This window comes from Nonomuraea sp. NPDC059194 (assembly GCF_042754765.1).
GTDB lineage: Bacteria > Actinomycetota > Actinomycetes > Streptosporangiales > Streptosporangiaceae > Nonomuraea.
Genome location: NZ_JBHZBH010000022.1, coordinates 125618 through 146411 on the forward strand (window position 1 = coordinate 125618; position 20794 = coordinate 146411).

At 71.4% G+C, this 20794-nt stretch carries 13 protein-coding genes; 9 read left to right on the top strand and 4 right to left on the bottom strand.

All coding sequences use genetic code 11. The features are described 5' to 3' along the window. Positions 1–41: 41 nt before the first annotated feature. From ACFXJ8_RS25710 to ACFXJ8_RS25720, 3 genes are all read left to right on the top strand, one after another. Positions 42–1586, top strand: coding sequence for an ATP-binding protein (locus ACFXJ8_RS25710; protein ID WP_379646496.1), 1545 nt, complete (start codon positions 42–44; stop codon positions 1584–1586). Beyond that, a complete protein-coding gene (locus ACFXJ8_RS25715; protein ID WP_379646497.1) occupies positions 1583–2236 on the top strand; it encodes a response regulator in 654 nt (217 codons plus the stop codon). The genes ACFXJ8_RS25710 and ACFXJ8_RS25715 overlap by 4 nt, the downstream gene beginning before the upstream one ends. A gap of 75 nt (positions 2237–2311) precedes the next feature. Beyond that, the gene (locus ACFXJ8_RS25720; protein ID WP_379646498.1) at positions 2312–4309 is read left to right on the top strand and encodes a VanW family protein; all 1998 of its coding nucleotides are present in this window, start codon (positions 2312–2314) and stop codon (positions 4307–4309) included. A 9-nt stretch (positions 4310–4318) separates the two neighbouring features. On the opposite strand, the gene ACFXJ8_RS25725 is transcribed toward ACFXJ8_RS25720, so the two are convergent. Next, entirely contained in the window at positions 4319–5383 is a 1065-nt protein-coding gene (locus tag ACFXJ8_RS25725) for a PQQ-dependent sugar dehydrogenase (RefSeq protein WP_379646499.1), read from the bottom strand. Between the two features lie 33 nt (positions 5384–5416). Here ACFXJ8_RS25725 and ACFXJ8_RS25730 point away from each other — a divergent pair, with 33 nt between their 5' ends. The 5 genes from ACFXJ8_RS25730 to ilvC all read left to right on the top strand — a co-directional run bounded on the left by ACFXJ8_RS25730 (position 5417) and on the right by ilvC (position 12711). Continuing rightward, positions 5417–6325 carry a 2-hydroxyacid dehydrogenase gene (locus ACFXJ8_RS25730; RefSeq protein WP_379646500.1) on the top strand — a complete coding sequence of 303 codons (909 nt, stop codon included), beginning with the start codon at positions 5417–5419 and terminating at the stop codon, positions 6323–6325. Between the two features lie 317 nt (positions 6326–6642). Continuing rightward, complete coding sequence (locus ACFXJ8_RS25735) at positions 6643–9225, top strand: putative bifunctional diguanylate cyclase/phosphodiesterase (protein ID WP_379646501.1); 2583 nt, start codon at positions 6643–6645, stop codon at positions 9223–9225. Between the two features lie 206 nt (positions 9226–9431). Beyond that, positions 9432–11171 carry an acetolactate synthase large subunit gene (locus ACFXJ8_RS25740; protein ID WP_379646502.1) on the top strand — a complete coding sequence of 580 codons (1740 nt, stop codon included), beginning with the start codon at positions 9432–9434 and terminating at the stop codon, positions 11169–11171. After that, on the top strand, positions 11164–11688 hold the full coding sequence (gene ilvN / locus ACFXJ8_RS25745; protein WP_379646503.1) for an acetolactate synthase small subunit: 525 nt from the start codon (positions 11164–11166) through the stop codon (positions 11686–11688). The genes ACFXJ8_RS25740 and ilvN overlap by 8 nt, the downstream gene beginning before the upstream one ends. Positions 11689–11721: 33 nt before the next feature. Beyond that, positions 11722–12711, top strand: a complete 990-nt coding sequence (ilvC, locus tag ACFXJ8_RS25750; protein ID WP_379646516.1) for a ketol-acid reductoisomerase — start codon at positions 11722–11724, stop codon at positions 12709–12711. A 130-nt stretch (positions 12712–12841) separates the two neighbouring features. Here the strand turns inward: ilvC and ACFXJ8_RS25755 are convergent, their stop codons facing one another. Beyond that, positions 12842–14695: an MFS transporter gene (locus ACFXJ8_RS25755; protein WP_379646504.1), complete on the bottom strand. Its 1854-nt coding sequence runs from the start codon at positions 14693–14695 to the stop codon at positions 12842–12844. A gap of 1 nt (position 14696) precedes the next feature. Then, complete coding sequence (locus ACFXJ8_RS25760; RefSeq protein ID WP_379646505.1) at positions 14697–15446, bottom strand: SDR family oxidoreductase; 750 nt, start codon at positions 15444–15446, stop codon at positions 14697–14699. A gap of 93 nt (positions 15447–15539) precedes the next feature. On the opposite strand from ACFXJ8_RS25760, the gene ACFXJ8_RS25765 reads away from it, so the two are divergent. Then, positions 15540–18815 carry a BTAD domain-containing putative transcriptional regulator gene (locus ACFXJ8_RS25765; protein WP_379646506.1) on the top strand — a complete coding sequence of 1092 codons (3276 nt, stop codon included), beginning with the start codon at positions 15540–15542 and terminating at the stop codon, positions 18813–18815. A gap of 733 nt (positions 18816–19548) precedes the next feature. On the opposite strand, the gene ACFXJ8_RS25770 is transcribed toward ACFXJ8_RS25765, so the two are convergent. Then, positions 19549–20394: a CAP domain-containing protein gene (locus ACFXJ8_RS25770; protein ID WP_379646507.1), complete on the bottom strand. Its 846-nt coding sequence runs from the start codon at positions 20392–20394 to the stop codon at positions 19549–19551. Between the last annotated feature and the right edge of the window lie 400 nt (positions 20395–20794).

Sequence of the window (20794 nt, forward strand, 5' to 3'; positions counted from 1 at the left end):
GTCGCGACCCTTGCGTGACCTGCGGGTGCTTCCATGGCCGTGTGAGACTCGGCACGCAACTCTTCGTGCTGCAGATGGTGATCGTCGTGCTCGCCGTCAGCGGCACGGCTGTCGTGTGGGCCCAGCACACCCGCAGACAGCTCGACTCGCAGTACCAGCAGCGGGCGCTGGCGATCGCCGAAGCGGTGGCGGGGATGCCGCAGGTGCGTGAGGCTTTCGACGCGCAGGATCCGTCCACGATCCTGCAACCGATCGCGGCCGCCGTCCAGCTGGAGACCGGCGCCGACTACGTCGTGATCGCCAACAGGGAGCAGAAGCGCTACGCCCACCCCAACACCGCCCTCATCGGCAAGCAGTTGTCCACGGACGGCTCGACCGTGCTGCGGACGGGCGAGAAGTGGGTCGGCGTGGAGACCGGCACGATCGGCACCACGGTCCGCGGCAAGGCCCCGATCCTCGACGAGTACGGCACGGTCATCGGGCTCACCTCGGTCGGGGTGCTCGTCGAGAAGGTCGACGCGCAGGTCGCCTCGGTGCTGGCGCCGCTGCTGTGGACGGCGCTGGCCGCTCTGGTGGCGGGCTCGGCAGGGGCGGCGCTCATCGCCCGCCGGGTCCGCAGGCAGATCTTCGGTCTCGAACCCGGCGAGATCGCCAAGCTCCTGGAGCAACGTGAGGGCGTGCTGCACGGCGTGAAGGAGGGCGTGCTCGCGCTCGACCTGAAGGGCGGGGTGACGCTGGTCAACGACGCCGCCCGCGAGCTGCTCGGCGAGGTGGGCGTGGGCGTGGGCGGCGACCTGACCGACCTGCCGGTCTCCGAGCGGATGCGCGACGTGCTCAGCGGCGCCGACCCGGGCGAGGACAAGATCGTGCTGCACGGCGAGCGCGTGCTGGTGCTCAACCGGACGCCCGTGTCCGTGCGCGGGCAGCAGCGCGGCTGGGTGATCACCCTGCGCGACAGGACCGAGCTCGTACGGCTGGCCCGCGAGCTCGACTCGGCCAGCTCCACGACGGAGGCGCTGCGGGCCCAGGCCCACGAGTTCGCCAACCGGATGCACACCGTCGTCGGCCTGCTGGAGCTGGACGAGAACGACGCGGCGATCAGCTTCATCACCGGCACCACGCGCGGCACCTACGCCACCGGCATCCGCGACCGCGTCGCCGACCCCACGCTGGCCGCGCTGCTGCTGGCCAAGTCGGCCGAGGCGGCCGAGCGCGGCGCGACGCTCGTGCTCGCCGACGACACCTGCGTGCCGCAGGACGCCATCGACGACCCGCAGGACGCCGTGCTCGTCGTCGGCAACCTGGTCGCCAACGCGCTCGACGCGCTCGACGGCGCGCCCGGCACGATCGAGGTCTCCGTCATGGCCACCTGGGAGGGGCTGCGCGTGCGGGTCGGCGACTCGGGCCCCGGCATCACCCCCGACCTGGTCGAGGAGGTCTTCAGGGAGGGGTTCACCACCAAGGCCGCCCACTCGGGGCCGCGCGGGCTGGGCCTGGCCCTGACCAGGCAGGCGTGCCTGCGCAGGGGCGGCTGGGTGCGCGTCCACAACGCGGGAGGCGCCGTTTTCACGGCGCTGCTGCCATGACCGTGAAGGTTCTCGTCGTCGACGACGACTTCATGGTGGCCCGTATCCACAGCGGCTACGTGGCGAAGGTGCGGGGGTTCGAGGTCGTCGGCACCGCCCACTCCGGTGCGGCGGCGCTGGAGGCGGTGGCCGAGCACCATCCCGACCTGGTGCTGCTCGACATCTACCTGCCCGACATGTCGGGCCTGGAGGTGCTGAACAGGCTGCACGGCGTCGACGTCCTCATGATCAGCGCGGCCCGCGACCTGCCCACGGTCAGAGCGGCGATGCGCGGCGGCGCGGTCAGCTACCTGATCAAGCCGTTCACCTCGGGGGCGCTGGCCGAGCGGCTCGCCCAGTACGCCGACACGCACAAGCAGCTCACCACCATCGGCCCTGAGGTGCGGCAGGATGACATCGACCGCCTGTTCGGCGTCACGAGGGCGCCCCTGCCCAAGGGTCTGTCCTCGGCGACGTGCGCGCTCGTCGCCGACGCGCTGCGCGAGGCGGCCGGCGATCTGTCGGCCAGCGAGGCCGCCACGCTGACCGGGCTGTCGAGGGTCAGCGCCCGCCGCTACCTGGAATACCTGTGTACGGCGGGCAAGGCGGAGCTGCGCCCCAGGTACGGCACGACGGGCCGACCTGAGCACCGCTATCGCTGGATGTCCTGATTCAAGGTACATATCGCATCAGCCGTGCCTTAGTGTTTCCTGAGGAAAGGCAGCGGATTGGGAGGAGCTTGAGGCGTGGGGAACGCCCGACCGATCGACCCACCGACCGGCCCGTTCGCCTCGGTGCCCACGCCCCCTCAGGGAAGCGGTAGAAGGCCGCGCGTCGGCGGGCTGCCGCCAGGCGTCTCGCCCGACATCTACGGCCCCACCGGCCGGCAGCGCTCGCCGTCCGACGGCCCGGCCGGGCTGCCCCCGGTCGCGCATCCGCCGCAGCCGTGGCCGATGGCCGAGGGGCAGCACCACGAGCCCGCGCCCCCGCCGCCGCCCGTCTTCGGCCTGCAGGAGCGCCCCTATTCCGCCGAGCCCCCGCCGCCACCCCCGCCCGCCAGGCGCCGCCGCCTGTTGCCCGCGATCGCCGTCGTGCTCGGCGTGCTGCTCGTCCTCGCCTACGTGGTCCCTGCCGTGATCATGTCCGACTCGGTGCTGCGCGGCACCAGGGTCGGCGGCGTCGACATCGGCGGGCTGACCGTGACCGAGGCCGCCGACAAGCTCCGCGACGAGCTGGCGCCCAAGATCGAGCAGCCGCTCACGGTCGAGGTGAACGGCCGCAAGGAGAGCATCGACCCCGACGAGGCGGGCGTGAAGCTCGACGTCGTCGGCACGATCGAGCAGGCGCCGAGTGGCTTCCCGAGCCCCGTCGAGGTGTGGCGGGCGCTGACGGGCACCACGACGATCGAGCCGAAGGTGACCATCGAGTCGGCCCAGCTCGCCAGGACCGTCGAGGCGCTGGCCGCCAAGTACGACCAGAAGGCGCGAGAGGGCAGGGTCGCCTTCAAGGGACTCCAACCCGTCACCGTCGCCCCGCGCGAGGGGCGCGTCCTCGACCAGGCCGCCGCGGTCAAGCTGATCAGCGCCGCCTTCCTCGGCGCCCACGACAAGGTGGACCTGCCCGTCAAGATCGACGAGCCCACCACCACGTCCGCCGCCGTCAAGGCCGCCGCCGCGACCGCCACCCGCGCGCTGTCCGGGCCGATCGCCCTGACCAGGGACGGCAAGCAGGCGCAGATCCCGGTCGCCGCCATCGCCGCCAACCTCACCTTCGTCTCCGACGGAGAGGGCGCGCTCGAACCCCGCTTCGACGCGCGACAGGCGATCGCGGGGATCGAGAGCCGGCTGATCGACGCCGCCCAGGCGCCCCGCGACGCCACCTACGACGTCGTCGGCAACAAGCTCAAGCTCGTCCCCGCGCGCAAGGGCAAGGGGGTCGACGACAAGAAGCTGGCCACCGACGTGGCCGAGGCGCTGAAGAGCGGCGGCAGCCGTACCATCCCGGTGGAGCTGGCGGTCGTCTCGCCGCGGCTGACCGACAGCGAGCTGCGCGGGCTGGGCATCAAGCAGAAGGTCTCCTCCTTCACCACCCAGCATCCCTGCTGCGCGCCGCGGGTGACCAACATCCAGCTGATGGCCAGGACCCTCGACGGCCACATCGTCAAGCCCGGCGAGACGTTCTCCATCAACGGCATCGTCGGCGAGCGCACCGCGGCCAAGGGCTACGTGCCTGCCGGACAGATCGTCGCGGGCAAGATGGAGGACGGCGTCGGCGGCGGCGTCTCCCAGTTCGCGACCACGATGTACAACGCGGCCTACTTCGGCGGGTTCGACGACGTCGAGCACCTGGCGCACATGTACTGGATCTCCAGGTACCCGGCCGGGCGCGAGGCGACGGTCTTCTGGCCGACAGTGGACCTGAAGTGGAAGAACGACTCCCCGTACGGCGTGCTGGTGAAGACCTCCTACACCGGCGGCTCGATCACGGTCACGCTGTGGAGCACCAAGCGGTACGACAAGGTCGAGTCGATCTCCTCGCCCAAGCGCAACCACGTCGCCTTCACCAGCAAGGAGGACGACAGCCCCGACTGCACGCCGCAGGAGCCGCACGACGGGTTCACGATCGACGTGACCAGGGTGATCACCAAGGACGGGGCCGAGGTCAAGCGGGAGAAGAAGACGACCGTCTACCGCATGGGGCCCAAGGTCACCTGCGTGAAGCCGGAGTCCGACGACCTGGAGTGACCCGCCGCCTCAGCTCATCGGGACCGACAGGATCCGGTCGTCGCCGTCGCGGGGGTCGCCCCTGCCGTCGCGGTTGCTCGTGCCGACCCACAGGCTGTTCCCGTCCGGGGCGGTCGCGACGGCGCGCAGCCTGCCGTACGTGCCCTCGAAGCGGGCCACCGGCGTGCCCGCCGAGCCGTCCTCGCCCAGCGGCACCTGCCACAGCCGCCGGCCCTGGAGCGCGCCCACCCACAGCGAGCCCTTCGCGTAGGCCATGCCCGACGGGGACGCCTCCGAGGTGTCCCAGGTGACGATCGGGTTGACGAAACCGGAGTCGGAGCCGACGCCCTCCACCTCGGGCCAGCCGTAGTTGCCGCCCGCCTTGATCAGGTTGACCTCGTCGTAGGACTGGGCGCCGAACTCCGAGGCGTACAGCCGCCCCGCCGGGTCCCACGCCAGGCCCTGCACGTTGCGGTGGCCGTAGCTGTAGACGAGGGTGCCGAACGGGTTGCCGGGCGCGGGCGCGCCGTCCTCGGTCATCCGCAGGATCTTGCCACCGAGCGAGTCGCGGTCCTGCGCCAGCGGGCGGTCGCCGGTCTCGCCCGTGGTCGCGTACAGGAACCCGTCGGGTCCGAACGCGAGCCTGCCGCCGTTGTGGATGCCGCCCTTCGGGATGCCCTCGACGATCACCTTGGCGTCGGCGAGCCGGTCGCCGGTGAGGCGGTAGCGGACGATCCTGTTGTCGGAGGCGGCGGTGTAGTAGAGGAAGACCCGGTCGTCCTTCACCGCGACGCCCATCAGCCCGCCCTCGCCGTCGGGCTCGACCCCGTCGATCTCGCCCAGCGAGGTGACCCTGCCCGCGGGCGTCACCCGCACCAGCCTGGCGCGGTCGCGCTCGGTGACCAGGGCGTCGCCGTCGCCGAGGAAGGCGATCGACCACGGCACCTGGAGATCCCGCGCCACCGTGCGGGGCTCGCCGGGGGCCGTCGAGGGCGTCGCCGTACCGGCAGGGCGCACGCCGCCGACCTCGGCGGGCGCCGCGGCGCATCCCGCGGCCAGTGTCGAGACGATCATGATCGTGAAGATGGACCTCATGTGCCCATACTCGCCTGTACTAACGTTCCGCGTATGAAGATCTGGGTGCCGTCCGAGGCCGCCGCCGACGTGCTGGCCGATCTGCCCGATGCGGAGTGCGTCGTCTTCGAGGGCGACGGTCCCCCGCCCGAGGGGGCCGACGAGGTCGAGGTGTGGATCCCGCCGCTGATCCCCGTGCGCGACACGCCAGGGCTCATGGCGGGCATGAAGCGGTTGCGGCTGGTGCAGACGGTGACGGCGGGCGTGGAGCCGTACCGGCCGCACCTGCCCCACGGGGTGACGCTGTGCAACGCGCGGGGGGTGCACGACGCGGGCACGGCCGAATGGGCGGTCGGCGCGATGATCGCGATGCTGAGAGACTTCCCTGACTTCGTGGACGCGCAGCGCAGGGGCGAGTGGGCCTACCACCACACTGGCGTGCTGGCCGATGCCCGGGTGCTGATCGTCGGGTACGGATCCATCGGCGCGGCGCTCGAACGCAGGCTCGACGGCTTCGAGGTCGAGACCGTCAGGGTGGCGCGGACGGCCCGTGAGGGCGTCCACTCCATGGACGAGCTGGACATCCTCCTGCCCGACGCCGACGCCGTCGTGCTGCTCGTCCCCGCGACCTCCGCCACCGCGGGCATGGTCGACGCCGCCTTCCTCTCGCGCATGAAGGACGGCGCGCTGCTGGTCAACGCCGCCAGGGGCACGGTGGTCGACACCGACGCGCTGGTCGCCGAGCTCGTCTCGGGACGGCTGAGGGCCGCGCTCGACGTGACCGACCCCGAACCGCTGCCCGCCGGGCACCCGCTGTGGAACGCGCCAGGGCTGCTCCTCACGCCGCACGTGGCGGGCAGCACCCCCGCCTCGACGCGCCGCGCGCTCCGCCTGATCCGCTCCCAGCTGCTGCGATACCTGGCGGGCGAGCCGCTGAAGAACGTGATCACAGAGTCGTACTGACAAAGGGATTCCCGAACGTGTCTGCCTCGTGACCTTCGGTACGTACGGTGGTCGTCATCGATGATTCCGCGACAGCCATCCATGACCTGTTGTCAAGGCGATCTTCGGAGCAAAGTGGTCCTCATGGTTATCAGATCGGTGACGACTGCCCGGTTGTCGTCCCCCGCGCACCCGGAAGAGCACACACTGGCGATGTGCGACTGCCGGACTCCGGCAGTCACGTGAGCTGACTTGACACGGGATGGGCAACGACATTGATCCGCTGGCGTGATCCACGGGCGCCGCTGGCCGCCGCAGCCGCGACAGGTGTGGCGGGGATGGCCGCCGCTCTCTTCGCGGGTGCGCCTGCCCTGACGACCGCCGCGGTCGCGGGAGGGCTGGCCGCGCTGCTCGCGGCCGTCTCGCTGCTGGTCGCCTCGGTACGGATGGCGCCCCAGCACCGTCCGGCCGCGCGCTGGCTCGGCTCGGCCGCCGTGGTGTGGCTGTTCGGCGTGGTGCTGCGCCCCGTCGCGGGCTCCAGCCTGGCGGTCAACTTCTCCGACCTGCTCGTCCTCGTCGCCACCGTGCTGCTGGCCGGGGGGTGCGTGCTGGCCGCCGGACGGGCCATGCACGCGCGCGTCGTGCTGAGACAGCTGACCGACGCCTACCTGTGCGCCGCCGCCCTCTTCCTGATCAGCTGGGTGATCGCGCTCAAACCGCTCTACCTCGACGTGGGCGACTCCTCGACGTTCATGATCACGCTGGTGCCCGCGCTGGTCAGTCTGCTGGTCACCTGCGCGGTGGGGCCCGTGGTCGTCACCGCCAGGTCGCCGCTGTGGCCGCTCGGCCTCGCGGGCCTGGCCGTGCTCGCGGCGGCGACGATCGGCGAGCTGGCCGGCGCGGTCGCCAGGCTCGGCGGCGTCGAGCCGCCCAGGTGGAGCCTCCTGCTGGCGCCCGTCGCCTTCCTGCTGCTGGCCGCCCTGCCGTGGAGCGGCAGGTCCGCGCGGATCATCGACGCGGGCGACGAGGAGTCGACGGCGCCCACGGGCCAGATCGCCGCCACCCTGATCGCCATCGTGCCGCTGTGCCTGGTCGTGATCGCCGCGGCCGCGACGCTGCTCAACCTGAAGGGGCCGCCCGTCACGGGCGTCGCCCTGATCGCCGCCTCCGTGGTGGTGATCCTGGTCGTGCGCGTGTTCGTGCTGGTAACCGCCACCGCCCGGATGCGCCACCTGGTCGCGCTCGGCGACCGCCAGCTGCGCGAGCTGGCCGAGAGCACCGGCGACGTGGTCCTGGTGTGCGACTACGAGGGCGTCGTGCGCGAGATGGGCGCGGGCGTCGAGGTGACCTACGGCTACCGCCCCGACGACCTGGTCGGCGGTTCGATCTTCGACTACATCCACCCCGAAGACGTGCCTGGCATCCAGCTGGCGCTGCGCCAGATGGGCCTGGACGAAGACCCCGCCGAGCCCGGCGCCTGCCTGATCGCCTGCAGGGTGCGGGCGGCCGACGGCACCTGGCGGCCCACCGAGTCGGTGGCCACCCGCCACGTCGGCGGCGAGGAGCTGCTGCTGGTCACCACCCGCGACGTGAGCGACGAGGAGGCGCTGCGCAACCAGGTCGCCCACCTGACCTTCCACGACGGCGTCACGGGCCTGCCTAACCGCGCCTACTTCGAGGAGCGCACCCGCGAGGTGCTGGAGGGCAGGCAGGCGGGCCGCACCGCGGTCATCTTCCTCGACCTCGACGGGTTCACCTCGGTCAACGACTCGGTGGGGCACGCCAGCGGCGACTACCTGCTCGGCCAGGCCGCGCGCAGGCTTCGCGGCGCCGTACGGCCCGACGACACGCTGGCCCGCTGGGGCGGCGACGAGTTCGCCGTGCTGGTGGAGACGGGCCCCGAGGCCGCGCAGGGCGCGGTCGACGTGGCCGAACGGCTGGTGCGCGCGGTCTCACAGGACCCGTTCAGGGTGGCCGACCGCGACGTGGCGCTGACCGCGAGCGTGGGCGTGGCCTTCGCCGAGGACGGCGTGCCCGCGGGCGACCTGATCCGCAACGCCGACGTGGCGATGGCACGCGCCAAGGAGCTGGGCGGGCGCAGGGTCGAGGTGTTCGCCGCGCACATGCACGCCGACGTGGTGCGCAGGCTCGAACTGGCCGCCGACCTGCACAGGGCGCTGGTGGAGGAGCAGTTCGCGATCGAGTACCAGCCCGTCGTCGACCTGGCCACCTCGCGGGTGACCGCGGTCGAGGCGCTGGTGCGCTGGTGGCGGGGGTCGGTGTTCGTGCCGCCCGAGCAGTTCCTCGGCCCCGCCGAGGACACCGGGCTGATCGTGCCGCTGAGCGAGTGGATCCTGCGCGAGGCCTGCCGCGAGGTGGCCGCCTGGCGCGCGTCCTCGTGGGACATCGGGCTGTCGCTCAACCTGTCGGCCAGGCAGATCACCGCGCCGCGCTTCGTCGAGACCATCGCGGAGGCGCTGGAGGAAAGCGGCCTGCCCGCCTCCGCGCTCACCCTTGAGGTGATCGAGGAGATGCTGGTCGAGGACGCGGAGGAGACGATCAGCAGGCTGTCGGAGCTGCGCGCCCTCGGCGTACGGCTGGCCATCGACGACTTCGGCACCGGCTACGCCTCGCTCGCCTTCCTGCGCCAGCTCCCCGTCGACATGATCAAGATCGACCCCTCGTTCGTCTCCGGCCTCGGCCGCGACGAGACGCTGACGCTGCTCACCCGCACGATCGTCAGGCTCGGCCACGACCTCGGCCTGATCGTCGTGGCCGAGGGCATCGAACGGCCCGAGCAGCTGGAGCTGCTGAGGGAGATGGGCTGCACCCGAGGTCAGGGCTACCTCGTGGCCAGGCCCATGGCGGCGCGCGGCGTCGACTCCCTCATGCGCACCAATCTCACAAGTCTCGGATCGTGAGACGCGCGTTCCACCAAATTGACACAGCATGCCTAGGAGCGGCTATCGTGTGTCCCATGCTTCGCAGTGAGATTCTCGTAGTACTTCGCCGGCGCGCAGGCCGTTAGCGAAGCACGTCGACCTGCGCGCCGCCCCAGCCCCGCACCCCCGTGCGGGCGGGGCATTTTTTATGTCCTCAGTGCTCAACGCCACGCAAGGAACGAGCGATGACCGAACGGATGACAGGTGCACAAGCCCTCGTGAGGGCGCTGGAGCACGTGGGAGTCGACACCGTGTTCGGGATCCCCGGCGGCGCCATCCTTCCCGCCTACGATCCCCTCTACGACTCGACCAAGGTCCGTCACGTGCTCGTACGGCACGAGCAGGGCGCGGGCCATGCGGCCGAGGGCTACGCTCAGGCGACCGGCAAGGTCGGCGTGTGCATGGCGACCAGCGGTCCCGGCGCCACGAACCTGGTGACGCCGATCGCCGACGCCTACATGGACTCGGTGCCGATCGTGGCCATCACCGGCCAGGTCTCCAGCAGCATGATCGGCACGGACGCCTTCCAGGAGGCGGACATCTCCGGCATCACCATGCCGATCACCAAGCACAGCTTCCTGGTGACCGACGCGGCCGACATCCCGCGCACGATCATGGAGGCGTTCCACATCGCCTCCACCGGACGTCCAGGCCCGGTCCTGGTCGACATCGCCAAGGACGCGCTGCAGGCCGACACCACCTTCGTCTGGCCGCCCGTCATGCAGCTACCCGGCTACCGCCCGGTGACCAGGCCGCACTCCAAGCAGATCCGCGAGGCGGCCAAGCTCATCGCCGAGTCCAAGCGGCCCGTCCTCTACGTCGGCGGCGGCGTCCACAAGGCCGGTGCGTCGGCCGAGCTGCTGCGGCTGGCCGAGCTGACCGGCATCCCCGTCGTCACCACGCTGATGGCGCGCGGCACCTTCCCCGACAGCCACCCGCAGCACATGGGCATGCCCGGCATGCACGGCAGCGTCTCGGCCGTCGGCGCGCTCCAGCAGTCCGACCTGATCATCGGCCTGGGCGTGCGGTTCGACGACCGCGTTACCGGGCAGCTGGCCACCTTCGCGCCCCACGCCAAGATCGTCCACGCCGACATCGACCCCGCGGAGATCTCCAAGAACCGCCACGCGGACGTCCCGATCGTCGGCGACGCCCGCGACGTCATCACCGAGATGATCGCGGCCGTCGAGGCGGAGGGCCGCAAGGGCGACTACGCCGAGTGGTGGAAGACGCTCAACGGCTACAAGGAGACCTACCCGCTCGGCTACGAAGAGTTCGACGACGGCTCGCTGGCCCCGCAGTACGTCATGCAGCGGCTGAGCGCGATCTCAGGCCCCGAGACCTACTTCGTCGCCGGGGTCGGGCAGCACCAGATGTGGGCCGCGCAGTTCATCGACTACGAGAACCCCGGCAGGTTCATCAACTCCGGCGGCCTCGGCACGATGGGCTTCGCCGTCCCGGCCGCGATGGGCGCCAAGATGGGCAAGCCGGGAGCGACGGTCTGGGCGATCGACGGCGACGGCTGCTTCCAGATGACCAACCAGGAGCTGGCGACCTGCACGATCGAGGGCGTGCCTGTCAAGATCGCGGTCATCAACAACGGTAACCTCGGCATGGTCAGACAGTGGCAGACGCTCTTCTACGACCAGCGCTACTCCAACACCGACCTGCAGACGAAGCTCCGGATCCCCGACTTCGTCAAGCTGGCCGAGGCCTATGGTTGCGTGGGTCTGCGGTGCGAGCGGCCCGAAGACGTCGACGCCGTCATCAAGGAGGCCATGGAGATCAACGACCGCCCGGTGGTCGTCGACTTCGTGGTCCACCAGGACGCCATGGTCTGGCCGATGGTCGCCGCCGGAACGAGCAACGACGACATCAAGATCGCGCGGGACATGGCGCCGACGTGGGAGAGCGAAGATGAGTAAACACACTTTGTCGGTGCTCGTGGAGAACAAGCCGGGCGTCCTGGCCCGCGTGTCCTCCCTGTTCAGCAGGCGCGGCTTCAACATCGACTCGCTGGCCGTCGGGCCGACCGAGCACTCCGACATCTCCCGCATGACGATCGTGGTCAGCGTCGAGGAACTGCCGCTGGAGCAGGTCACCAAGCAGCTCAACAAGCTGGTGAACATCCTCAAGATCGTCGAGCTCGACAGCTCCCAGTCGGTGCAGCGCGAGCTGATGCTGATCAAGGTGAAGGCCGACGCCGAGACCAGGTCGCACGTCCTGGAGCTGGTCCAGCTGTTCAGGGCCCGCTGCGTCGACGTGGCGTCCGACGCGGTGACCATCGAGGTCACCGGCACCCCGGACAAGCTCGAGGCCTTCATCAAGGTGCTGGAGCCGTTCGGCATCAAGGAGCTTGTCCAGTCGGGCATGGTGGCCATCGGCCGCGGCGCCCGTTCCATCACCGACCGGTCCCTCAGGGCACTGGACCGTACCGCCTGAAAACCGCCTGAAAGGTTTATGCACGTGACCGAGATCTTCTATGACGACCAGGCCGACCTGTCGATCATCCAGGGGCGGGTCGTGGCCGTCATCGGATACGGCAGCCAGGGCCACGCCCACGCCCTCTCCCTGCGCGACTCCGGTGTGGACGTCCGCGTGGGCCTGCCCGAGACCTCCAAGAGCAGGGACCTGGCCGCGGCCGAGGGCCTGCGCGTGGTCACCCCGGCCGAGGCGGCGGCCGAGGCGGACCTCATCATGATCCTCGCGCCGGACCACCTCCAGCGCGGCATCTACGAGAACGACATCAAGCCGAACCTCCAGGAGGGCGACGCGCTCTTCTTCGGTCACGGCCTCAACATCCGCTACGGCCTCATCGAGGCGCCCGAGGGCGTCGACGTCGCCATGGTCGCCCCCAAGGGCCCCGGCCACCTCGTCCGCCGCCAGTACCAGGCGGGGCGCGGCGTGCCGTGCCTCGTCGCGGTGGAGAAGAACGCCTCCGGCAAGGCCCTCGACCTGGCCCTGTCCTACGCCAAGGGCATCGGCGGCACCCGCGCGGGCGCGCTCAAGACCACCTTCACCGAGGAGACCGAGACCGACCTGTTCGGCGAGCAGGCCGTCCTGTGCGGTGGCGTGTCCGAGCTGATCAAGGCGGGCTTCGAGACGCTGATCGAGGCCGGGTACCAGCCCGAGGTCGCCTACTTCGAGTGCCTCCACGAGATGAAGCTGATCGTGGACCTCATGTACGAGGGCGGCGTGTCCAAGATGTACTGGTCGGTGTCCGACACTGCCGAGTACGGCGGCTACACCCGCGGGCCGCGCGTGGTCACCGAGGAGACCAAGAAGGAGATGAAGCGCATCCTGGCCGAGATCCAGGACGGCACCTTCGCGCGCCAGCTGGTCGAGGAGTTCGAGGGCGGGCAGAAGGAGTTCACCCGCCACCGCGAGGAGCTGGCCGAGCACCCGATCGAGAAGACCGGCGCCAAGCTGCGCCCGATGATGAGCTGGCTCAAGTCCGAGGGCTGACCGGCGGATCGTTGACGCGGCGCGGGGCCGGGGTCTCCCATGTGGAGATCCCGGCCCCGCGGCATCCTCCCTGTGAAGACCGGCCCCCACGTCGGAATCCTCCTCGTGAAGACCGGATCCCGGGCCGGCGTCACCCCTCCTTCGCGGCGCCGACCGGCTCCCTGTGGGTCGATGATCTGTGTGGGGCGGCGGTGTGCCGCGGGCCGGTCGGGAATCGGCACGGGATGGCGGTCCGCTTCGGGCCGGTAGGCCGTCTGTCCGCTGCGCCGGTCGGGTGCGCGTCGCTCGCCGTCTGCAGGTCTGTCCGCCGCGCCGACCGGCTTGTGTCGCTCTCCGTTTCTTCGTCTGCACGGCAAGCCCGGCCCGACGCCTCCGCGGTCACCGGCGAGCCTCCGTCCAAGGGACGCTCCTCCAGCGCGCGTGGTTGCTCGCCGTCACGGACCGCGCCTCCCGTTTCCACCAGTCGCCAGATCAGCACCGAGGCCCCGAGCGCCGCCACCACCAGCACCGCGAGTCCGGCCCTTGCGGCGTTCGTCCAGCCGGTGGCGTCGAGCGCGCCGAAGAACACCAGGCCGACCACTGTGACACCGAGGACGCCGCCGACCTCCTGCACGGTCCCCAGCACACCGGCCGCCGCGCCCGCGTGCGCCTGCCGTACCGAGGCAAGGACCATCGACAGCAGCGGCGACATCACCAGGCCCATCCCCGCCCCGGCCACGAACAGCCCGGGCAGCAGGGCGGCCGGGCGGCCGTCGGCCGCCAGGAAGTTCCACAGCAGCCCCGCCGCGAGAGCCAGCGCGCCCGCCACGGGGAGCCTTCTCACGAGCCGGGAGCCGGTGCCCCGCCTGGCGCACAGCGAGGCGGCGAAGAAACCGGCGTTGACCGCCGTGAACACCGCGCCCGAGGCCATCGGGCTCAGGCCTCTGCCGTCCTGGAGGTAGAGGGCGAGCAGGAACGACAGGCCGGACGAAGAGCCGAACAGCAGCGCCACGGCGGCCAGCCCCAGCACGAACCGGCGGTTGCCGAACACGGACAGGTCGAGCAGAGGGTTGTCGAGACGCTTCTGCCTGGCGACGAACGCGGCCATGAGCGGGACCGCGGCGGCGAGGCAGGCCCACGACCAGGCGGGCCAGCCAGCTTCCCGGCCGTGGGCGAGCGGGAAGACGATCGCGACCAGGCCCGTGGCGAGCAGGGCGGCTCCCACGAGGTCGAGCCCGCGACGCCTTCCTGAGGCGGCCGTGACCGGCTCGCCGACCCCCGCCGGGCTCGCGTCGATCAGGTCGAGGCCTCCAGAGGTCGGAGTGCTTCCGGAGGTCGGGGTGGTGGTCGTGGTGCGGTTTCCGGAGAGCGGATTGGCCGGACCGGGGTTTCCGGGGGTTGAAGTGGACGAGGTGGGGTTTCCGAGGGTTGGGGTGGTCGGGGTGGGGAGGAGGTGGCGGGCGGTGGCGAGGGCGAGCAGGCCGATCGGGACGTTCACCAGGAAGCAGGTGCGCCACCCCAGCCCGGCCAGGTCCGTCGCGACCAGCGCGCCGCCGACGACCTGGCCGCTGACGCCCGCCAGGCCGACCGCCGTGCCGTACCAGCCGAAGGCTTTCGCCCCGTCGGCGCCCGGGTAGAGCGCCCGCAGCAGGGTCAGCACCTGCGGCGCCATCAGCGCCGCCGCGCAGCCCTGCGCGATGCGCGCCGCCACGAGGAACGCGGGGCCGGGCGCCGCCCCGCACGCCGCCGAGGCCAGTGTGAACAGGGCGAGACCTATCAGGAAGACCCTGCGGGGGCCGTGGAGGTCGCCGAGCCGTCCCGCGATGATCACACCGGCCGCGTACGCCAGGCCGTAGCCTGCGATCACCAGCTGGGTCGCGGACTCGCCGGCGCCGAGGTCGGCGCGGATGGCGGGCAGCGCGACGTTGGCGATGAAGAAGTCGAGCGTGGTGACGAACGCGGCGACGAGCAGGATGGGCAGCGCCCTCCAACGGCTGGTGGTCATGTCAGGCCATGACCTGGCCGAGGCCGCCGTCGGCGTGCAGGATGATGCCGGTGCTGAACGTGGCGTCGAACGCGAGGAACATCACGGCCGCGGCGATCTCCTCGGGCGCGGCGTGCCTGCTCATCGGGGTGAGCTCCTCGCCCTGCTTCTGGATGGCGGCCTTCTCCTCGTCGTTCGTCGTCACGAAGCCCATGCTGGGTGTCTGGGTGAAACCGGGACTGATGACGTTCACGCGGATGCCGCGCGGCACGAACTCGGCCGCGAGCGCCTTGGCGAACCCCCTGACGGCGGTCACCGACCCGGTGGCGACGCTGGTCTCCGCGTAGCCGAGCCCGTCGAGCACCGCGGTGGTGAACACGAACGAGCCGCCCTCGTTCACCAGCGGCAGCAGGCGCTGGGTGGTGAAGAAGGCGCCCTTCACTTTGATGCCGAAGATCTTGTCGAAGACCGCCTCGGTGACCTGCTCGATCGGTCCAGTCTCGGCGTAGCCGACGTTGACGAAGACGAAGTCGACGCTGCCGAGTGTGTCCTCGACGTACCGGCCGAGGGCATCGATGTCGGCCAGGCTGCTCGCGTCGGAACGCAGGACGTGCGCCCTGTCGGAGGCGAGCTCGCTCCGCGCGGCCTCGACGTTCTTCTCGTTGGCACCGGTCAGCACCACCTCGGCGCCCTCCGCCAGGAGCGCCTTCACCACGGCGAGGCCGATGCCGTGGGTGCCGCCGGTCACTACTGCCTTCTTGGTGGGATTCATGGTGATCAGCTTGGAGACGGGCGGTTATGGATTGCTTAGGGTGCGGCCATAGCCGCACCGAAATCGTCGGTGGCCTTTGTTACCTTGAGCGACATGCGATTCGGGGTGCTCGGCCCGCTGGCGGTCTGGTCGACGGAGGGGCGTTCGCTCCGCATACCTGAGGTGAAGGTCCGTGTCCTGCTGGCCGACCTCCTCGCCCACGCCGGTCGGCCCGTCCCGGCCGATCGCCTGATCGACGACCTGTGGGGCGACAGCCCGCCGGGCAAACCGGCCGCCGCGCTACGGGTCAAGGTGTCCCAGCTGCGCCGGGTGCTGGAGGAGGCGGAGCGGGACGGCAGGCAGCGGCTGGCCTTCGCCCCCGCGGGCTACGTGCTGCGAGTGGATCCCGGCGCGCTCGATGCCGACCTGTTCGAGACGCTCGTGGGTCAGGCCCTGGCGGGCGACGATCCGGCCACGAAGGCGGCGCTGCTGGCCGACGCGCTGGCGTTGTGGCGGGGCGAGCCGTTCGCCGACGTCGCCGACGAGGAGTTCGTCAGGCCGCTGCGCGCCCGGCTGGCCGAGCAGCGCCTGGTGGCCGTCGAGGAGCAGGCCGAGGCGAGGCTGGCGCTCGGCGAGCACGCCCTGCTCGCGGCCGAGCTCGCCGACCTCGTCGCCGAGCAGCCGCTCAGGGAGCGGCTGCGGGCGCTCCACCTGCGCGCCCTCTACGGCGCGGGGCGGCAGAGCGAGGCCCTCGACAGCTACGCCCACCTGCGCGCCCTGCTGGCCGACGAGCTCGGCCTCGACCCCGGGCCCGAGCTGGTGGCGCTCCACCAGGCGATCCTGGAGCAGGACCCGGCGCTCGACCCGGCGCCCGCCACCCGCACCAACCTGCCCGTGCCCATGACCGGCCTGATCGGCAGGGAGAGCGCGACGGCCGAGGTGCGCTCGCTGGTCGAGTCCCACCGGCTCGTCACGCTGACCGGGCCTGGCGGCGTCGGCAAGACGCGGCTCGCCCTGGAGGTGGCCGCCCAGCTCGACGGTCCCCACCCCGACGGGGTCTGGCTGGTCGAGCTGGGTGCCCGCCCGTCCAGCGTCAGCGTCGTCGACGCCATCGCCGCCGTGATGGGCGTGCGCGACGACAGGGCGGCGGGCAGGCGCGGCGCCGACGCGACCGAGCGGCTCGTCGACGTGCTGCGCGACAAGCGGGCGCTGCTCGTGCTCGACAACTGCGAGCACGTCGTCGACCAGGTCGCCGCCGTCGCCGAGACGCTGCTGAGGTCCGCTCCCTCGCTGCGCGTCCTGGCGACCAGCCAGGAGGCGCTGGCCATCGACGGCGAGCGGGTGTGGGCGGTGCGGCCGCTCGACCTGCCCTCCGATGCCGACGACCCCGCCGCCGCCAGCGCTGTGCGGCTGTTCGCGGCGCGGGCGGCCGCGGCCACGCCCGGATTCGCCCTCGACGAGCGCAACGCGCAGGCGATCGCGGCCATCTGCCGCCGCCTCGACGGGCTGCCGCTGGCGATCGAGCTCGCCGCCTCGCGCATGCGGGTGCTCAGCCCGGCCGAGCTCGCCGAGCGGCTCGACGACAGGTTCCGCCTGCTCGGCGCGGGCAGGCGCGATGCTCCCGCCAGGCAGCAGACGCTCCGGGCGATGATCGACTGGAGCTGGGAGCTGCTCACCGGGGCCGAGCGCATCGTGCTGCGCCGCCTGGCCGTACACGCCGACGGCTGCACGCTGCAGGCGGCGGAGGCGGTGTGCTCGGGAGAGGGGGTGCGCCCCGCCGACGTCCTCGACCTGCTGGCCAGGCTCGTCGACCGCTCGCTGGTCGTCACCGTCACCGGTGCGCAGGGCACCCGTTACCGCCTGCTGGAGTCGGTCGCCGCCTACTGCCTGGAGCGGATGGAGGAGGAGTCCGAGCTCGATTGTGTACGGCGCCGCCACGCCCGCCACTACCTCGCCCTCGCCGAAGGGCTCGATCCGGGCAGCGACGGGCAGTCGTGCTGGCTCGCCACGTTCGACGCCGAAAGCGCCAACCTGCGCGCCGCGCTCGACACCGCGGCCGGTCAGGGAGCGGCGGAGACCGCGCTGCGCCTGGCCAACGCCATGGCTCGATACTTCCTGCTGCGGTGCCGCTTCGACGAGGGCCGCAGGGCCTTGGCCACTGCACTGTCGATCCAGAGCCCCGGGTCGCCGCACGCGGGCCCGGTCCGGGATGAGCGGGTCTCTGAGGCCGGGCATGGGGCGGGGCGCGAGGCTGAGCACGAGGCTGGGCACGGGGCGGGGCGCGCGGCCGGGCACGAGGCTGGGCATGCGGCGCTCAGGGCGCAGGCCGAGATCTGGGAGATGGGCCTGACGATGCGGCTGGGCAGCCCCGTCGACGCGGGGGAGCGGGCGCAGGCCGCGCTCGCCGTCCTCGAAGCGGCAGGAGACCCCTTGGCGCTGGCCAGGGCGCAGTGGCTCGTCGGGTTCGCCCTGTGGGGCTACGGCGACCCGGCATACAGCGAGCGGCTGGTGGGCAGGTCGCTCGCCACGTTCGAGACGATCGGCGACCGGTGGGGCACCGCGGCCGCGCTGGTCGCCCGCGCCTTCCACGCCATGATCAGGGGCGAGTTCGCCGCCGCCGAGCGTGACGGCGAGCGCAGCGCGCAGCTGTTCAGGGAGCTCGGCGACCACTGGGGCGTGCTGCAGGCGGTCGAGCCGCTGGCGATGCTGGCGGAGATCGACGGCGACTACGACAGGGCCGCCACGCTCCACGCCCAGGGGCTGGAGATGGCCGAGGAGCTGGATCTGTGGTTCGAGGTCTCCAGGTGCATGTCGGGGCTGGGCCGCATCGCGCTGTTGAAGGGCGACTACGCCAGGGCCGACGACCTGCACGAGCGGGCCGCGCGGCTGGCGGTCGCGCATGCCCACCCCTACGCCCAGCAGTTCGCCGAGATCGGGCTCGCGCTCAGCGCCAGGCGGCAGGGCAGGCTCGACACGGCGGAGAAGCACCTGCGCGCCTGGCTCGACTGGATCACGAAGATGGAGGGGGAGTCGGGGGCCGCCCTGTTGCTGGCCGAGCTGGGGTTCATCGCCGAGTTGCGGGGTGACGCCGAGCGGGCCATGTCCCTCCACCGGGAGAGCCACACGCACGCCAGCGCCACCTCCGATCCTCGGGCGATCGCGCTGGCGCTGGAGGGGATGGCGGGGGCGGCGTCGCTGGCGGGCGAGCATCGGCGAGCTGCCCGGCTGCTCGGAGCGGCTGCGGCGGCCAGGGAGTCGGTGGGCAGGCCGCTTCCGGCGGCCGAACGGGGGGACATCGAGCGGATCACGGCCCGGTCCGTGGACGCTCTTGACGAGGAGCGTTTCATGGCCGAGTTCGAGGCGGGCGCCAAGGAGCCGGTCGCGGTGTGACGCCACCGGCCTCATCGGGCCGCAAACCGGTGTGTGACGCCTGCTGCATCGGGTCTGCTGCATCGGGTCGCGGTGTGACGCGGCCGGTGCCTGACGCGTGCTGCATCGGGTCGCGGTGTGACGCGGCCGGTGCCTGACGCGTGCTGCATCGGGTCGCGGTGTGACGCGGCCGGTGCCTGACGCGTGCTGCATTGGATCGCGGGTGACGCAAACCGGTGCGTGGGGACTCTCGACCGGTTGCTCCACACGGACGACATCCGGGGCGACTCGTGCGCGGCGAACTCGCTCCGGCCTGGCCTTCCGCTCCCCTCTCCGAGGCCCGCCGTCCTGCGCGGGTGCTCGCGGTCCGGCGAGGTGCGCCGTCATCGAGGTGGCGCTCGTGAGGCGAGGCTTGCCGTCGGTGTGGGTGCCTGCGAGGCCCGCCATCCTGCAGGGGCTCGGCAGGCTGGGAGTGCTCGCGCGGCGTTCGGTCCGTGTGGGTGAATGCGAGGCTGTCGTCTGTGGCGGTGCTCGGCAGGTTGGGAGTGCTCGCGAGGCTGCGGTCCGTGTGGGTGAATGCGAGGCCCGTCGGGTGCAGGGGTGCAGGGGTGCAGGTGCGGTGTCGCGAGAGCCGTACGCCCCCGAAAGGGTGCGGGCCCGCCTGCGGCTCCCTTGTGCGGAGGGGGAGGCACGGGCGGGCCCGCTGGGTTGCGTCGGGGTGGGCTGTGGGGTTACCCGACGCGGGGAAATGGCGTCAGTGGCGGGCGAACACCTGGGTCCAGACCGGGCCCTTCGCGTCATGGCCGACGCCGATGTGGGTGTAGTTGCAGTTCATGATGTTCTGGCGGTGCCCAGGGCTGTTCATCCAGCCCCGAACCACGTCGGCGGCGGTGCGCTGGCCCTTGGCGATGTTCTCGCCCCAGGCGGTGACGGGCGAGAAGCCCGAGGCCTTGATGCGGTCGCCGGGGTTGCGGCCGTTGGGGGAGGTGTGGTCGAAGTAGCCCTTGGCCGCCATGTCCGCCGAGTGGCCCTCGGCCGCGGCGCGCAGCTGCGGGTCGTGGGTGAGCGGCTTGCAGCCGCCGGAGGCGCGCTCCGCATTGGTCAGCTTGACGACCTCGTCCTCGATGGTCGAGGCGCCACCGGTGGGCGTGCTCGTCGGGGTGGCAGTCGGCGTCGGCGTCGCCGTCATCGTGGTGGTGGGGGTGGGCGTGGGGGTCGGGGTGCTGTTGCAGGACAGCGCCGCGGCCGCGGAGCGGTGGTAGTTGCCCCGGTAGTCGGTCGCGGTCACGTAGAGGCGGCGGGGCACGTCGCTGCAGCGGACACCGGCCACGACGCTGCCGTTGGTGATGAGCTGCGAACCGCTCTTGATCAGCCGGTCCGGCCCGGAGCGCTCCTGGATGATGCGGACGCGCAGCCGCGCCCGGTCGTCGCAGCCCGTCCGGGCGGCGCCGCCCCTGACGACGCCGTTGGCGTCGAGATAGGGCGTCGCCGCGACAACGCGGCAGGGGTCGGGCTGGGTCTCCGCATGTGCGGCGGTGACCGGAGTGCTCAATGCCGCCAGACTTCCGAGGCAGGCGAGTGCCTGGAGTTGTCTGCGCACGTGGTCCTCCGTGGGGGTTGGTGACGGGGGTCGAAGAGGCATTCTGGTGTGTTCCATACCGAAATGTCACGAAAAAACCACGGAAATCTGGGGCTCCATGTGTCCCATTCGTAACAAAGATCTCTCCGGTTGCCGGTAAACCAGGTGCCCGACCTGCGCGTCTGCGTCTCTTCGATCTCTGTTCCATCGGACGCATCTTTTTGCCATCTGGTTCCACCGAAATCGACGGTTCTTGATCGGTTCTTGGTAATGGATCTCCCGGCTGCGGTGAGTCATGACCTTCCGGGTTGATCTCTGGTGGTTGTGGCAGGTCAGTCGCTAGGTCCCCTGCGGGGACGCCGCGCATGCGGGAAAATGTGGGTAGGTCGCCCGCCGACGTCGATATCCTCTTGGCGCAGGT

What these genes read in the sequence shown, in the direction of transcription:
- ACFXJ8_RS25755 (WP_379646504.1), bottom strand. Translation starts at nt 14,695, where the DNA reads ATGACCACCAGCCGTTGGAGGGCGCTGCCCATCCTGCTCGTCGCCGCG.
- ACFXJ8_RS25740 (WP_379646502.1), top strand. Translation starts at nt 9,432, where the DNA reads ATGACCGAACGGATGACAGGTGCACAAGCCCTCGTGAGGGCGCTGGAG.
- ACFXJ8_RS25760 (WP_379646505.1), bottom strand. Translation starts at nt 15,446, where the DNA reads ATGAATCCCACCAAGAAGGCAGTAGTGACCGGCGGCACCCACGGCATC.
- ACFXJ8_RS25725 (WP_379646499.1), bottom strand. Translation starts at nt 5,383, where the DNA reads ATGAGGTCCATCTTCACGATCATGATCGTCTCGACACTGGCCGCGGGA.
- ACFXJ8_RS25715 (WP_379646497.1), top strand. Translation starts at nt 1,583, where the DNA reads ATGACCGTGAAGGTTCTCGTCGTCGACGACGACTTCATGGTGGCCCGT.
- ACFXJ8_RS25765 (WP_379646506.1), top strand. Translation starts at nt 15,540, where the DNA reads ATGCGATTCGGGGTGCTCGGCCCGCTGGCGGTCTGGTCGACGGAGGGG.
- ilvN (WP_379646503.1), top strand. Translation starts at nt 11,164, where the DNA reads ATGAGTAAACACACTTTGTCGGTGCTCGTGGAGAACAAGCCGGGCGTC.
- ACFXJ8_RS25730 (WP_379646500.1), top strand. Translation starts at nt 5,417, where the DNA reads ATGAAGATCTGGGTGCCGTCCGAGGCCGCCGCCGACGTGCTGGCCGAT.
- ACFXJ8_RS25735 (WP_379646501.1), top strand. Translation starts at nt 6,643, where the DNA reads ATGGCCGCCGCTCTCTTCGCGGGTGCGCCTGCCCTGACGACCGCCGCG.